Raw genomic sequence first — 15,786 nt, forward strand, 5'->3', positions numbered from 1 at the left:
CGCGGACAGCAGCGCTTCCGCTTCCTTCAGCATGCCCACAATCTGCGTGGACGTGTATGTCGCCTGCTTCATGAGTCCTCCTCTCCCCTCGGGCAGTGTGGACTCCCATTCTAGCTGGTTCATAATACGGGGGGCAGGCCAGCCCCCTCCCCCCAACCCCCTCCACCCGCTCCGCGGGAGAGGGGGAGCCGTTCGGCGTGGGGGGTGGTTCGGCGCCCGACGCGGGCTCCGCAGGCCCCAGCCCCGGCCCCTCTCCGTGCGTAGTTTGCACGGGGAGGGGAGACCCACACCGGCACTCGAACCACCGTGCAGGTGAAGTCTCCCCGTCCGTTTGGGGAGACTTTCCGCTGTTGTTGCGGCGACTTCAGTCGCTCAGCCTGCCTGCGCCCGCCGCCGATCTCCGCCACGCACCGAATCTCCGCCGTAATTCTCCACTAACGGAACCGCCGCACTTCCCCGGTGCGGCCCGGGGCGCCATTATCCGTCTGGCCGAGCGATTGCGAAGCGGTCCGCGGACCCACACCCCTTCCAACGTGCCCGAAGCGCCCCCCGAACTTCGTCCCGACCTGGCGGAATCGCTCTCGCAGCGAACCCGCGGGCTCACCACCGCCGGCAGCATGCGCGTCATGCTGCGCATGGCCGAGCGCGCCATGCTGCGCGCCAGCGACGCCGAGCAGGTGCGGGGCAACACGGCGCGCCTGCTCAGCGACGGCACCCAGGCGTTCCGCGCCTGGCTGGACGCCATCGCCCGTGCCGAGCAGTACGTGCACCTGGAAAACTACATCATCCGCGACGACGGCATCGGGCGGCGCTTTCGCGACGCGCTGTGCGAGCGCGCGCGCGCCGGGGTGCGCGTGCGGGTGCTGTACGACTGGGTTGGGTGCTGGGCCACGCCCGGCCGCTTCTGGAAGCCCATGCGCGACGCCGGGGTGGAGGTGCGCGCGTTTGCCCCGCCCTCGTTCTCCGACCCGCTCAACTACATTCGCCGCGACCACCGCAAGGTGGTGGCGGTGGACGGCACCTGGGCCTCTGTCTCCGGCATGTGCATCGGCGACGAGTGGGCGGGCGACCCCGATGCCGGCATTCCGCCCTGGCGCGACACCGGCGTGGAGTTTCGCGGTCCAGTCGCGGCCGTCATTGACCGGGCGTTCGGGCGTACGTGGACGGCGGCCGGCGGCGCGCTTCCGCGAGACGAAATCCCCGATCCCCGCGGCGCGCGCACCGTGGGCAACGTGGCCGTCCGCGTGGTGGAAGGCGAGCCGGGACGCTCGCGCATCTACCGCATCAGCCAGTTTGTGGCGGTGGGCGTCGAGCGGCGGCTGTGGATCACTGACCCGTACTTCGTCCTTCCCCCCGCCATGACGGAGGCGCTGGCCGCCGCCGCGCGCGACGGGGTAGATGTGCGCGTCCTGGTTCCCGCGCACAACAACTGGCCCATCGTGGGGGGAATGTCGCGCGCCGGCTACCGGCCGCTGCTGGAGGCGGGGGTGCGGCTCTTCGAGTGGGAAGGCCCCATGATCCACGCCAAGACCACGGTGGCGGACGGGTTCTGGTCGCGCGTGGGTTCCAGCAACCTGAACCTGGCGTCGCTGCTGGGGAACTGGGAAATGGACGTCGCCGTGACGGACCTGGTGTTCGCGGGGGAGATGGAGGCGCTTTTTCTGCGCGACCTGGAATCGTCGGTGGAGGTGGGGCTGGTACAGTCCACCCGTGTCCCCGTGCTGGGCATCCGCGAGCGGCGCCACACCGACCGCGTGCTGCGCGAACGGGAGGGCGAGGGGGCCGCGGGGGCGCGCGAGGCCGCCCGCGCCGCGCGCGAGGCCTCGTACCGCGGCAACCAGATGGCGCGCTTCCTGGGCCGTCTGGCCCGCGCCGCCTCCGTACTGGCGCGGGCGCTGATCGGGCAGCGCACCGTGGGGCGCGAAGATACGGGATGGGTGACGGTCTGGGGCGTCATCCTGATCGGGCTGGGCGTGCTGGGGTTCCTGGTTCCCCGCGTGCTGGCGTGGCCCAGCGCCATCCTGTACATCCTGCTGGGCATCGCCGCCTTCGTTCGCGTCCGCACGCGCGACGACCCGCCCGGCGGCGGCTGATCCATTCGTTTTTGTCCCTCCTCGTTCGTTCTCCAACGCCGCCGCACGCGGCGTTTTTTCATGCATCCGGTGCCTTCTCGCCCGCCATCCAGCTACCAGGGAATCCGGAACTTTGGGGTGGCCGGGTTGACTAAGCCTATGTGTGCGTTTACGTTACGTGCACAACAAGCCAACGCAGGTTCCGCAGTCCGGTGGGTTTCAGGCCCGCCTTCCAAAGCGCCACGCGCGCGCTCGGCAGCATTCAGAAAGCACTCGCGCCAGCAGAAGGAGATCGAATGGAGTTCAGGTCTGCACTGCCCGTCGCCGTACTGATCGGGTGTGTTCTTGGAGCCGCTTCCGCCGATCGCAAGCGCCAGGACGGGCCGGAGATCGCCGCGGCGGCCGCCCAGGACGAAGGGTTCGTGTCCGAAGCCGCCGCGGCGGTGACCGATGCGACCTGGGACATCCCGGTGGTGCGCAACGCGCCGGTGCAGCGGTTCGTCACCCTGTTCAGCCGCCGCCAGCAGGACCGCATGGCGCTGTACCTCAAGCGCTCCGGCCGCTACGAAGGCATGATCCGCGGCAAGCTGCGCGAACGGGGGATGCCCGAAGACCTGCTCTACCTTTCCATGATCGAGAGCGGCTTCAACCCCACGGCGCGCAGCCATGCGCAGGCGGTGGGGCTGTGGCAGTTCATTGAAGGAACCGGCGAGCGCTACGGCCTGCGCGTGGACGGCTACGTGGACGAGCGCCGCCATCCGGAAAAGAGCACCGACGCCGCGCTGCGCTACCTGACGGACCTGCACGGGCAGTTCGGCTCCTGGTACCTGGCCGCCGCCGCATACAACACCGGCGAAAATCGCGTTGCCCGGGCCATGCGCGACGTCACCGGCAAGCAGCGCGGGCGCGACGCCGACTTCTGGCGCATCCGCAGCCGCCTGCCGCGCGAGACGCGCGAGTACGTGCCGCTGATGGTGGCCGCCGCGCTGATCGGCAAGGAGCCGCACAAATACGGCATGGGCACCGTGAAGCGCTGGGTGCCGCTGGAGTGGGACGAGGTGCAGGTGCCGGCGGGAACGCGCCTGTCCACGGTGGCCGAGGCGGTGGGCGTGGGTGAGGCGGAACTGAAGCGGATGAACCCGCACCTGGTGCGGTCCATGACGCCGCCGGGCAAGAAGGCGTATCCGGTGCGCGTTCCGCAGGGCCGGGTGGAGCGCTACGCCGCCAACTTCGCGCAGGTGCAGCAGGTAGCCGCGGCGCGCGCGCAGGCCGAGGCGCGCCAGGTTGCGGCGCGCAGGGCGGTGGAGCGGCAGGTGGCCGTGCGCAAGGCGGCCGAGCGCCGGGTTGCGTCCAGAAAGGCGGCGCAGCAGCGGCAGGTGGCCGCGCGCCGCACGTCGCGGGTTCGCCGCCACACGGTGCGCAGGGGCGAGTCGCTGTGGACCATCGCGCGCCGCAACAACACGTCGGTGAACGCGGTGCGGCGCGCCAACGGCATGGGAGCGCGCTCCCGCATTCGCCCTGGCCAGCGCCTGGTGATCCCGTCCTGATCCGCGTGATCGGTTGATGGAGGGCAGCAAGGATTTGGAGCGATGATGACCGGCCGCCGCGAGAGATCGCGGCGGCCGGTTTTTCGTGCGGGAGATGCTGGTGATGGATGCGGGGCGGGGTGGGGTGCGGCCGCGGGGTGTGGCCCTCACCCGTCCGCGCTGAGACGCGTCCACCCTCTCCCACGAACAGATGTGGGAGAGGGGGCACACGGCAACTGCGCCCCTCCCCCGGCCCCTCCCCGTGCAAACTGCGCACGGAGAGGGGAGCACTGCACTTCAGTGTGGTTCGGACGGTGCCGATGCGGCCGAAGGAGGCCCCCTCCCCCCAGCCCCCTCCACCCGCTCCGCGGGAGAGGGGGAGCCGTTCGGCGTGGGGGATGGTTCGGCGCCCGACGCGGGCTCCGCAGGCCCCTCCCCCGGCCCCTCCCCGTGCAAACAGCCGCACGGCGAGGGGAGAACTGCATTTCACTGCGGTTGGGATGGTGCCGATGGGGCTGAAGGGGCCCCCTCCCCCAACCCTCTCCACCCGCTCCGCGGGAACGGGGGAGCCGTTCGGCACAGGTTAGGTGGCGGTGCGTGTGGCCGGCCTACGTCCGGCGGTTGAAACCACACCTGTACCAACACGAAGTCCGCCTCCGCGGACTGCATCCGCGGCTTCGGCGCACGCGACACGCGCAGGGGCGTCCGCCGGGTCGGTTGAAGCCTCGATCGTGGACGCGTCAGCGGCCACGAGTCGGGGCTTACCGCTTTCAGAGCGGCGGATTCATCCGCTCAGGACACCCCTCCGCGCGCAAAACTCTGCGCGCGACACCGGAACCTCCGCCGTGTGCAGGTGAAGTCCCCCCGTCCGTTTGGGGGGACTTTCCGCCGTTGTTGCGGCGAATTCATTCGCTCCGGAGAGCCCGCGGCCGCGCCACCCCGCGCTCCGCACACCGAAAATTCGTCCCACTACAACCCTCCCCCAGTCTATTTTGGGGGAGGGTGGGCGAGTAATGCGAGCCCGGGTGGGGGCCGCCCTGAAACCCGCCCTCACGCGCCGAACCATCGCCCGCACAATGCAGCCTCACAGCAGTACCGTGAGGCTTCCAGCCGTTGTCGCGGCGACTTCAGTCGCTCCGCGCGGCCGAGGAGACTTCACGAACCCCGTCGCGCGGGTCCCGCCCTCACCCTACATTCCCGCCCGCCGATCCTCTCCCACGCCGCACCCGGGCAGACCGCCGTGACCCCTCCGCGCCGCGCGCTGCTCGTCTTTGTGGATGGCGTGGGCATCGGCGAGGGCGACCCGGAGCACAACCCGTTCGCCGCCGCGCCGCTGCCGGGGATCACGGGGCTGCTCGGCGGGCGCCGCCCGGTCCGCGAGCAGTTGGACGGAGACGGCCGAATCGTCTCGGACCGCGCGGTCCTCGTGGCGGCGGACGCCACCATGGAGGTGGAGGGCACGCCCCAGAGCGGCACGGGGCAGACGGCGCTGCTCACCGGGCGCAACGCCGCGGCGGAGTACGGGCGGCACTTCGGGCCCTGGGTGCCCACAGACCTGCGGCCCATGCTCGCCCGCGAAAACCTGCTGCGCCGCGCCGCGGACGCGGGGCGCAGCACGGCCTTCGCCAATGCGTATCCGCTTGCCGGCGGCGATCCGCGCATCTTTCGCCGGCCTGCCGCGCCGCCGCTCGTCGCGCAGTCCGTGGGCGCGTTGGTGCGCGGCGCGGCCGAACTGTTCGCCGGAGACGCGGTTGCGTCGTCCATCACTCACGAGCGGTGGACGGAGCACCTGGGCGCCGAGGTGCCGCAGGTGACGGCGGAGGACGCCGCGCGCACGCTGGCCCGCATCGCCGGGGAGGCGGAGCTGACGCTGTTCGCGCATTACGACACGGACTACAGCGGCCACCGCGGCGGGCTGGATGCGGGGCTCGCCGCCGTCGGCAAGCTGGACCGCTTTCTGGGCGCGCTCGCCGAGGCCCTGCCGCCGGACCTGCTGCTGGTCGTTTCCAGCGACCACGGCAACCTGGAGGACGCGCGGGGCGGCCACACCCGCAACCGGGTGCCAGTCCTTGCGATGGGTCCCGGCCGCGAAGCGTTCGCCGGCGTCCGCGCCATCACCGACGTGGCGCCCGCGATCCTGAACGCGCTGCACATTCACCCGCCCCGCGAGGCGGAGCAAAGCTGACTTTCGTGACTGAACCCATCCGCCGCCCCATCCGGGCGGTCCTGTACGACTTTGACGGCACGCTGGCGGACAGCACCGAGCTCATCATGCGCTGCTGGCGGCATACGATGGCCACACACCTGGGCCACGTGCCGCCCGACGAGGAGTGGCTGAGCGGATTCGGCACGCCGCTGGAAACGCAGCTCGCCCGCTTCGGCCGGTCCGACGAGGAATCGCTGGCCATGCTGGATACCTATCGCGACCACCAGGACGGCATCCATGACGAGCTGCTGCGGCCTTTCCGGGGCGCGGCGGAGATCGTGGCCGAGCTGGACCGGCGCGGCTATCTGCTGGCCATCGTCACCAGCAAGCACCGCCGCGCCACGCTGCGCGGAATGGAGCTGTGCGGCATCGTGGAGCACTTTGACGCGATCGTTACGCCGGAAGACGTAACGCACGCCAAGCCGCATCCGGAGCCGGTGGAGGTCGCGCTGCGGCGGCTGGGGGTAGGGGCGGACGAGGCGATCTTCATCGGCGACTCGCCGCACGACATCGCCTCCGGGCGCGCGGCGGGCACGCGCACCGCCGCCGCGCTCTGGGGCCCGTTTCCGCACGACGACCTGGTCGCCGCGAAACCCGACTTCATGCTGAACGCGCAGCACGACATCCTGCGCCTGCTGGACGAATCGGGAGGGTGATCCGCGCCCGGCCGGTCCCGCATCCGCCGCGCCTCCAGGAGGGCGCGCAGGGGATGCGTGGGACTGGCCATCAGCTTCTCGCGATTCGTTATCCGACACGAATGCTTGCTTGCGGGGCGGAGGAAATTCGCGCAGAGTGCAGCGCGGTTCATTTCACTCCCCTTATCCGACAGGTATGCCGATGTCCGAGACCACTGCGCAGGGAGTTCCCGCCTCCGTCGCCCAGCTCAGCGGCGTGAAGATCGAGGGCCAGTTCGGCCCCAGCGTCGCGGGAAGCGGAAACCTCAGCTTCTACCCGAAAGGCGGATCGCTGTACCTGTATTTTTCGCCGCAGGGCCCCAACGTGGTGGCCGTGTACGGCAACAACGGCACGTACCCCAGCACGCCGCTGCCGCCGGACGCCTGGACGCAGATCCCGGATGCCGACAACGTGAACGTGTACTACTCGGTCCCCGAGGGTTCGGACATGAAGCTGGCGTGGAGCACCGGCCAGTAGCCGTCCACCGCCGGCCCGGTGCGCGCTTTCCGACGCACCGGCGGCATGATGGAGAAACGACCCGCCGCCGGGCTTCCCGCGGCGGGTTCGTGCGTTCGGGCGTGGCTCGGTGCCCTGCTGAGGCGAAGCTGTGCGCGAACCCTTTTCCGCCCCGGATGCGCGGTTTTTGCGCGCGGCGGGCCGCTCCGCTATCTTGCCCGGCCTTTTTCCGGGACGCGCAGTGCGGACCGGCTTCGCTTGATCACACTCCGGAGTCCTGCACATGCGGATGCTGGTGCTGGGGGCGGGCCTTCAGGGCTCTGCCTGCGCCTACGACCTGCTCGCCCATACAGAGCACGACGTCGTCATCGCCGACCAGAACGTCGACGCTCCTCCGGCGTTTCTTGCCCCGTACCTGGCGGGCGGCCGCCTCACCGCCGTGCGCGTGGACGCCAACGATCCCGAGGCCATGCGCCGCGTGATGCAGGGCGTTTCGGCCACCATGAGCGCGTTTCCGTACTACTTCAACGGGCCGCTCGCCAGCCTGGCGGTGGAGGCGGGCTCGCACTTCTGCGACCTGGGCGGCAACACCGACATCGTGCTGCAGCAGAAGCAGGGGCACGACCGCGCGGTGGCGGGCAGCGTGAGCGTCATTCCGGACTGCGGCTTGGCGCCGGGGATGGTGAACATCCTGGCCGAGCACGGCATCCGCCAGCTGGACCAGACGCGCGCCGTGCGCATCTACGTGGGCGGCCTGCCGCAGAAGCCGCAGCCGCCGCTGAATTACCAGGTGGTGTACAGTCTGGAAGGCGTGCTGGACTACTACACCACGCTTTCGTGGGTGCTGCGCGACGGCAGGCAGACGCAGGTCAAGGCGCTGTCGGAAATCGTGGAGCTGGACTTTGACGGCGCCGGCACGCTGGAAGCCTTTCACACGGCGGGCGGGCTGAGCGCCATGGCGCAGCGGTACGAGGGGCGCATCCCCACGATGGAGTACAAGACGCTGCGCTACCCGGGCCACGCCCGGATGATGGAGGCGCTGCGCGAGCTGGGGCTGTTTGACCTGGAGCCGGTGAACGTCAAGGGCGTACCGGTGGTGCCGCGCGACATGTTCATCGCCGCGGTGGGCCCCAAGCTACGCAAGGACTACAAGGAGAGCCCGGACCTGGTGGCGCTACGCGTGGAGGTGGAGGGCACCGACCGCGGCGAGGAGACGCTGCTGCGGTGGGACCTGCTGGACCGCTACGACGCGGACACCGGCATCACGGCCATGATGCGCACGACCGGATTTTCGCTGGCCATCACGGGTACGCTGCAGGCGGAGGGCAAGATCAAGCCCGGCGTGTGGACGCCCGACGAGGCGATGCCCGCCCGCGAGTACATCGCGGCGCTGGCGGAGCGCGGCGTGGTGATCCAGGAAAGCCGCGTGACCCTGGGCGCCCTCCGCTGATTCTGCCGGGAAGTTCTTTGGATGGATGACAACCGGCCGCCGCGAGTTTGCTCGCGGCGGCCGGTTTGCGTTCCAGGGGAACTCTGGCGGTGGGAAGCGGGGTGAGGCGCGGCCGCGGGCTGTGGCCCTCACCCGGCCGCGCTGAGACGCGTCCACCCTCTCCCACGAACAGATGTGGGAGAGGGGGCACACCCCAACGGCGCCCCACCCCCGGCCCCTCCCCGTGCAAACTGCCGCACGGAGAGGGGAGAACAACCTCTCGGTGCGATCTGGTCGGTGCCGATGCGGCTGGAAGGGGACCCCTCCCCCCCAACCCCCTCCACCCGATCCGCGGGAGAGTGGGAGCCGTTCGGCACCGGGTGAGGTGGCGGTGCGTGTGGCCGGCCTTGTCCGGCGGTGAAAACCGCACCTCGAGCAACTGAAGTCGGCCGCCATGGAATGCAGCGGCGGCCCCGGTGCCCGCGGCACGTGCCGGGCTGTCCGCCGGGTTGGTTGAAGCCCCGATCGTGGACGCGTCAGCGGCCACGAGTCGGGGCTTACCGCTTTCAGAGCGGCGGATTCATCCGCTCAGGCTGGGTCGCGCCACGGATGCTCGAGACCCACGCCGGACCCCCCGCCGCCGTGCAGGTGAAGTCCCCCCGTCCGTTTGGGGGGACTTTCCGTCGTTGTTGCGGCGACTTCAGTCGATCAGCGGGTCGAAGGTGGGAGCCGAACTTATCGCCCGAGCCGGTGCAGCCTCACAGCAGTATCGTGAGGCTTTCAGCCGTTGTTACGGCGACTTCAGTCGCTCAGCACTTGCCCGGCGCCACGCGGGTGCTTGCATGCCCACACGGCACCCACAGCCCCCGGCACCGAACCTGCCCCCGCACCGTGGCTCGCGCTCCACCATCGCCCCACCCGCCCGCCCGCATGCCCGAACCCGGCCCTCCGCGCCCCGAGAACGTGTACCGCACCGGCTGGTTCCCCGCGTTTCGCGAGGGGCTGCGCACGCTGGGCCGCCGCGCGCGGATGCCGTTCACCGAGCCGCGGCGCGTTCCCGCCGCGGTGGCGGACTGGTTCAGCGAGCAGATGGAGCGCGACGCCCTGTTCTTTGCCGCGATCCTCTCCGCAGGGGGGCGGGCGCTCCGCGGCGGCTTCCGCGCGGGCGGGCGCGGGCTGCGGCATCCGTTCCACCGGCGCTGGATCCTGGCGCTGTTCGCCCTGCTCGGCTTTCTGCCCGCGTTTGGGTGGCAGCGCTGCGGGTTCCGCGGCTGCCCCGACGTGCGCCGCCTGGCCGCGCTGCAGCCCGGCGGCGCGGCCAGGGTGTTCGACGCGCGCGGCGGCGTGCTGGCGGACCTGTCGCCCACGCGCTGGACGGTGGTGGACATCGACGACCTGCCGCGCCTGGCGCCCGAGGCGTTCGTCGCCGTGGAAGACCAGAACTTCTACCGGCACGGCGGCGTGCACTGGCCGCGCTTCATCGCCCAGACGCTTCGCAACCTCATCCCCGGGCAGCGCGGGGCCGGAGCGAGCACCATCACCATGCAGGTGGCGCGAAACGTCTTTCCCGACCGCCTCCCCGCATCGGACCGAACCGTCCGGCGCAAGCTGCTGGAGATCCGCGTGGCGCGGGAGATCGAGGCGCACTACGGAAAGCGCGACATCCTGCAGGCGTACCTGAACAACATCTATTTTGGCGAGGGCGTGTACGGCATCGAGTCCGCCGCCCGCGTCTACTTTGGCAAGCACGCCTCCGCGCTCACCCTGCCGGAAGCCGCCCTGCTCGCCGGCCTGCCCAAGGCACCCACGCGGTACAGCCCGCGGCGCGACATGGCGCTCTCCGTCCGCCGCCGCAACCTGATCCTTTCGCTCATGGCCGCGCAGGGGCGCATCGCGCCGGACGTGGCGCGCGAGGCCAGGGGCGCGACCGTCCGCCTCGCGCGGCTGCAGCCGGACAACCGCCGCGCCACGCGGGCGCCGTACTTTGTGGAGCAGGTGCGGCGCGCGCTGGAAGCGGAGCTCGGCCCCGCGCTGTACGACGGCGGCGTGCGCGTCTACACCACGCTGGACCCCGCCATTCAGGCCGCGGCGGAGCGGCAGGTCGAGGCGCAGGCGCGCGCGGTGGAGGCCGGGCGCTTCGGCCGGTTCACCGGTCCGCGCCGCGCGCAGTACGACGGGGAAAGCGAGACGCCGTACCTGCAGGGCGGGGCGGTGGTGATGGACGCGCACAGCGGCGACGTCCTGGCGCTGGTCGGCGGACGCTCGTGGGAGGAGTCGCGCTTTGACCGCATCACGCAGGGGCTGCGGCAGCCGGGCTCCGCCTTCAAGCCGTTCGTCTACGCCGCCGCCATCCAGGCGGGCGTCAATCCGACGGATCGCATCATCGACGACACCGTGCGGCGCGCGCTTCCCGGCGGCGAGGTGTGGGTGCCGCGCAACTTTGACGGGCGCTACCGTGGCAGCGTGACGGTGCGCACCGGGCTGCGTCAATCCATCAACACCGTCGCGGTCAAACTCGCCGAGCGCGCGGGGCTGCAGCAGGTGGGCGACGTGGCGCGTCGGGCCGGGATCAGCCGCGACATCCCGCGCCTCCCCTCCATCGCCATCGGCGCCACGGCGCTGCAGCCCATGGAACTGGCGCGGGCCTACACCCCGTTCGCCACCCTGGGCGTGCGCGTGGAGCCCAGGTGGATCGTCCGCGTGGAGAACGCGGAGGGCGCCGTGCTCTGGCGCGTGGGCGTCCGGCGACGGCGGGTGATGGACCGCGGCGTCGCCTTCGTCACCACCTCGCTGATGCGCGGCGTGGTGGATGGGGGAACGGGGAGCGCGGCGCGCGCGGCGCTGGGCCCGGGCATTCCCGCGGCGGGAAAGACGGGGACCACCAACGGGGCCACGGACGCCTGGTTCGTGGGCGTGACGCCGGACCACGTGGGGCTGGTGTGGTTCGGCTTCGACCGGCCGCGCACCATTACCGCCAGCGGCTCGGGCGGCACGCTCGCCGCGCCGGTGTGGGGGCGCATCATGCGCGTGGCGGAGCGCGGGGAGGCGCCCGAGGCGTGGCGCCCGCCGGGGAGCGTGGTCCGGCGCACGGTGGCGCTGGCCGGCGACCGCGTCGTGGCGCCCGGCTGCCGCGCGCGGGGCGCAACGTACCAGGAGTACTTTCTGCGCGCCCACGTCCCCGGCGGCATCTGCCCGCGCGGCTCGCGCCGGAACGACGAGCCGTGGTGGCGCCGCGCGTGGGAGAGCGCCCGCACCGCCGCGGGCGAGTGGGCGCGCGACGCGTGGGACCAGCTGCGCGCCCGCGTACGCCGCGCCGCCGGCGGGGACGCCGCCGCGCGCGACGACGCCGGCCCGCCGGCGAGGAGCCGCGAGCGGGAAGCGGAGCCCGGTCCGCCGGTCGCGCCGGACGAGACCGCGCCGGATGAGCCAGGCCCGGACGAGCCCGCGCCGGAGCCGCGGCGTCCGGAGCGCGACCAGCCGGCGGACACCATCCGTCTGGAAGCCCCCGCGGATCCGCCGCCGCCGGAGCCCGCCGCCCCCGCCGACACCATCCGGCTGGGTGCCCCGAGCGACACGCTGGTCATCCCCGCGCCGGAGTAGGGGACGGCGGTCGTCTCCCGCGCGGGACAGCCTTCGACGCGTGGAGTGGCGGAACTGCCGCGCCGGACGGGGCCGGGGCGGTGCGCGTCATCCACCGTTGAAGCTGGCACGAGGGATGCGCCGGGAACTTTGGTTTATGCCCGCATCCTGCTCTCCGCGGACAGATCAGGTTCAGAACCGCTGAGCCGCGGCGGCGCTGTGCGTTTGCCGCGCGCCCGCCAGCGCGTAGATTGCCGCGTGGGCCGCTCCGTCGCGCGGTTCCACGACTTTGCGGCACCCCGTTCCCCCTCACCGGGAACGAGGCGTGCCGCCGCATGCACTCCGCACCGACACCGGATGCCCGTTCCGACGTCCTCCGCCCTCCGGCTCCGCCCGCGCGCCCTTCTGGCCCGGGCGGCCGCGCTGCTGTGCGCGCTGGCCGGGCTGGCCGCCTGCGCGGGGAACCGCGCCGCGGCCACCGGCCCGCTGCCGCAGTTTGCGCAGTACGAGGGGCGCGAGGTGCGCTCGGTGGACTTTGAGGCCGACAGCCTCGTGGTGCCCGCCGACTCGCTGCGCCGGGTGATCACCACCCAGCCCTCCCGCTGCCGCGCGCTGGGCATCCTGCCCTTCTGCATCGGCAGCTTCGGCGAGCAGAAGTACGAGCTGGACCTGGGGGTGCTGAGCCGCGACGTGGCCCGCATTCAGCTGGCGCACCGCGACGCGGGCTACTACGGCACCCGCGTGCTCCCCCTGGTGGACGAGGCGCCGGACGACGGCGTCAAGGTCACCTTCCGCATCGAGCCCGGCGACCGCGTCAGCGTCACCTCCGTGCTCATCACCGGCGCGGACTCCATCGAGGGGATCGAGCGCATCCGCGAGGCCATTCCGCTGGACGAGGGCGAGCCCTTCCGGCGCATCGACTTCCTCGCCTCCGTGGACACCGTTCGCAACTGGCTGCTGAACCAGGGCTACGCGTACGCCCAGGTGCTGCGCAATTACGAGATCGACACCATCGCCGACGTGGCGCGTGTGGAACTGAACGCCGCGCCCGGCCCCGTGGTGGTGGTGGACAGCATCCGCATCGTGGGGTTGTACCGGCTCAGTCCGGAAACGGTGCGCCGGCAGATGGCCATCCGCACGGGCAGGCCGCTGCGCGCCACCGACCTGGTGCGCAGCCAGCGGAACCTGTTTGACCTGGAGCTGGTGAACTTTGCCGCGGTGGAGGTGGCGCCCGAGCGGCTGCAGCTCACGCCGGACAGCGCGGAGCTGGAGAACGACACCATCGGCAGCACCGTGCTCGTCCGCATCGTGGAGGCGCCGCGGTACGCCGTGGACGTGGCCGGCGGATACGCCACCCGTGACTGCTTCCGTGCGCAGGGCTCGCACCTGGACCGCAACTTCATCGGGGGCGCGCGGCGGCTGGAGCTCACCGGCCTCGTGGCCAAGGTGGGCGTCGCCAGCCCGGTGGACGGGCTGGAAAAAAGCCTGTGCAACGCGTTCAACCCCGACCGGCGGCAGACCGCGCAGGACTCGCTGATCGCGGACCAGATCAACTACCGGCTGGCCGCCAACTTTCTGCAGCCCCGGCTGTTCGGCACGCAGACCAGCGTGGTGGCCGGCCTGTTCACCGAGCAGATCAGCGAGCTGGACCTGTACGTCCGCGACGGCACCGGCGGGCAGGTGGGCATCGTCCGGCAGATCGCGCCGCAGACGCTGGCCTCGCTGACCATGGAGGTGCAGCGCGGCCGCACCCGGGCCAGCGACTACTTCTTCTGCATCGCCTTTGAGGTGTGCCGCCCCGCGGACATCCGCGCGCTGGAGCGCCCGCGGTGGAGCAACTCGCTTTCGCTGGGGCTCACGCAGAGCCGCGTGCGCATCGACCCGTTCCCCAGCGGCGGCCACCAGTTCCGCACCACGGTGGACTACGCCTCGCCCGCCCTGGGTTCGGACGACCAGTACCTGCGCCTGTTCGCGGACGGCATTGCGCACCGCCGCATTGCCGGCGACCTGGTGCTGAGCGCCCGGCTGATGGCGGGCACCTTTCTGACCGGCCTGCTGAATGAGGAAACGGGGTACATTCCCCCCGAGCGCCGCTTTTACGGCGGCGGGCCCACCGGGGTGCGCGGCTTTCGCTTCAACGAGCTGGGGCCCACGGTGTACGTGGTGCGCCCCCGCCGCACGTCCAACGACGGCATTCTGGTGGACACCATCCCTTCGTCCACCGGCGGCACGCGGACGGTGCTGGCCAGCGCGGAACTGAACTTTCCCCTGGCGCTCCCCCTGCTGCGCCGGCCGTCGCTTCGCGGCGCCGTGTTCCTGGACGCGGGGCAGGTGTGGGACACGCGCGACAGCACCCTCACCCGGCCGGGGATCCGCTTCACCCCGGGCGTGGGCGGGCGCTTCGCCACCCCCGTGGGCCCCATTCGGCTCGACGTGGGCTACAACGCCTACGGCCGGGAGCCGGGGCCGCTGTACGGCATCAACGAGCGCGGCGAACTGCTCCCCGAGCCGCTGCTGCTGCGCTACCAGCCTGACAACCGCCGCGGCTTTCTGAAGCGGCTGACCCTGCAGGTGTCGGTAGGAAACGCGTTGTGATCGACGACATCGCCCCGGAGCTTCCGCCCCCCCCGCCGCGCCGCCGCGGCCGCCCCGCCCGGGCGGCTTCGGCGGCGGACCCGCGCCGGCGCCGCCGCCGCGGGCTGGGGCGCGTGGGGCTGCTGCTGCTGGGCGTGCTGCTGGGCTTCGCCCTCACCGCGGCGGTGCTGCTCTGGTACGTGAACCGCTCCCGCACGCTGGTGGTGCAGGAGCAGGTGCGCGTGCGCCTGGGGCTGCCGGAAGACGCCTTCGAGCTGGAGGAGATCGAGGAAGACGGAAGCCTGCGCATTCTGCTGCGGCAGGTGGCGTTCCTGGACAAGGCGGGCGACACCATTGTGAGCGCCCCCATCGCCCGGGGCCGGCTGATCGCGCGGACGCTGACGGGAAAGGGCTCCATCGTCATCGACCAGGTGGTGCTGGAGCGCCCCTACGCGCGGCTGGTGCAGCGCGGCGACGGCGACTGGAACTTCTTTGACATCATCAAGGCCGAGGCCGCCGGGCAGCCGCTGAACGGGCCCGGCGCGGAGGAGGAGCCCAGCCGCGTCATCGACTTCCGCGGCATGCGCATCGTGGACGGCCGCGCGCGCATCGCCCGGCCGTACGCGGGGGGCGCGCCCACGGGGATGTTCGCCTCCGTCAAGCAGCCGGAGCGCACGCGGTTCCGCGGGCGCGAGTACACCATCCACTGGCTGACGGACATCGACGCCACCCTGCCGCTGGTGCGCATCGGCCCCAACGGCGGCTGGCGGACGGAGTTCTCGTCGCTCACGGCCAACGTCCGCAACCCCGACACCCGCATCCAGGGCTTCGCCGGGTGGATCCAGGCGGATCCCGACAAGACCATCCGCTTTGACATCGACCGGCTGCGCACCCCCAACTCGCTCTTCGCGGGGACGGGGCGGGTGCGCTTCGACGAGGCCGGGCCCGTGTTCGACCTGAACCTGCGCGCCAACCCGCTGGGCTTCGCGGACCTGGCGGGGATGGGCATCCCCGTCCCCGCCAGCGGCACGGGGAGCTTCAACCTGGCCGCGCGGTCGCTGAGCGGCGGGCGGACGCAGTGGCGCATCACCGACATGCGGCTGGCCGTGCTGGACTCGCGCGCGTCGGGGCGGATGACGGTGGTGACCGGGCCCAACCAGGAAGCGGTGTTCAGCGACACGCGCATCACCCTGGACCCGCTGCGGCTGCGCGACCTGGAAACGCTGGGCTATGCGGATGAACTGCCGCTGCTGGGCACCGTGCGCGGCG

At 71.8% G+C, this 15,786-nt stretch carries 8 protein-coding genes and 1 pseudogene; all 9 read left to right on the forward strand.

Translation table 11 applies throughout. From position 1 onward, the window contains the following. Positions 1-533: 533 nt before the first annotated feature. On the forward strand, positions 534-2,093 hold the full coding sequence (locus tag VF665_RS11420; RefSeq protein ID WP_331053561.1) for a phospholipase D-like domain-containing protein: 1,560 nt from the start codon (positions 534-536) through the stop codon (positions 2,091-2,093). Positions 2,094-2,368: 275 nt separating this feature from the next. Further along, the gene (locus tag VF665_RS11425) at positions 2,369-3,619 is read left to right on the forward strand and encodes a lytic transglycosylase domain-containing protein (protein WP_331053562.1); all 1,251 of its coding nucleotides are present in this window, start codon (positions 2,369-2,371) and stop codon (positions 3,617-3,619) included. A gap of 1,219 nt (positions 3,620-4,838) precedes the next feature. Then, positions 4,839-5,783: an alkaline phosphatase family protein gene (locus tag VF665_RS11430; RefSeq protein ID WP_331053563.1), complete on the forward strand. Its 945-nt coding sequence runs from the start codon at positions 4,839-4,841 to the stop codon at positions 5,781-5,783. A gap of 5 nt (positions 5,784-5,788) precedes the next feature. Next, positions 5,789-6,460 (forward strand): HAD-IA family hydrolase, encoded by a 672-nt coding sequence (locus tag VF665_RS11435; RefSeq protein WP_331053564.1) that lies wholly within the window; start codon positions 5,789-5,791, stop codon positions 6,458-6,460. Positions 6,461-6,641: 181 nt separating this feature from the next. Continuing rightward, positions 6,642-6,956: a hypothetical protein gene (locus VF665_RS11440; protein ID WP_331053565.1), complete on the forward strand. Its 315-nt coding sequence runs from the start codon at positions 6,642-6,644 to the stop codon at positions 6,954-6,956. A 262-nt stretch (positions 6,957-7,218) separates the two neighbouring features. Further along, positions 7,219-8,385: a saccharopine dehydrogenase family protein gene (locus tag VF665_RS11445; RefSeq protein ID WP_331053566.1), complete on the forward strand. Its 1,167-nt coding sequence runs from the start codon at positions 7,219-7,221 to the stop codon at positions 8,383-8,385. Between the two features lie 909 nt (positions 8,386-9,294). Then, a complete protein-coding gene (locus VF665_RS11450) occupies positions 9,295-11,964 on the forward strand; it encodes a PBP1A family penicillin-binding protein (protein ID WP_331053567.1) in 2,670 nt (889 codons plus the stop codon). A 336-nt stretch (positions 11,965-12,300) separates the two neighbouring features. Continuing rightward, entirely contained in the window at positions 12,301-14,538 is a 2,238-nt protein-coding gene (locus VF665_RS11455; RefSeq protein WP_331053568.1) for a BamA/OMP85 family outer membrane protein, read from the forward strand. Continuing rightward, positions 14,535-15,786 (forward strand): annotated as a pseudogene (locus VF665_RS11460) (hypothetical protein); the annotation flags it as partial. The gene VF665_RS11455 and the pseudogene VF665_RS11460, both read left to right, overlap by 4 nt.

Origin of the sequence: Longimicrobium sp., from assembly GCF_036387355.1 — a bacterium.
Classification (GTDB): domain Bacteria; phylum Gemmatimonadota; class Gemmatimonadetes; order Longimicrobiales; family Longimicrobiaceae; genus Longimicrobium.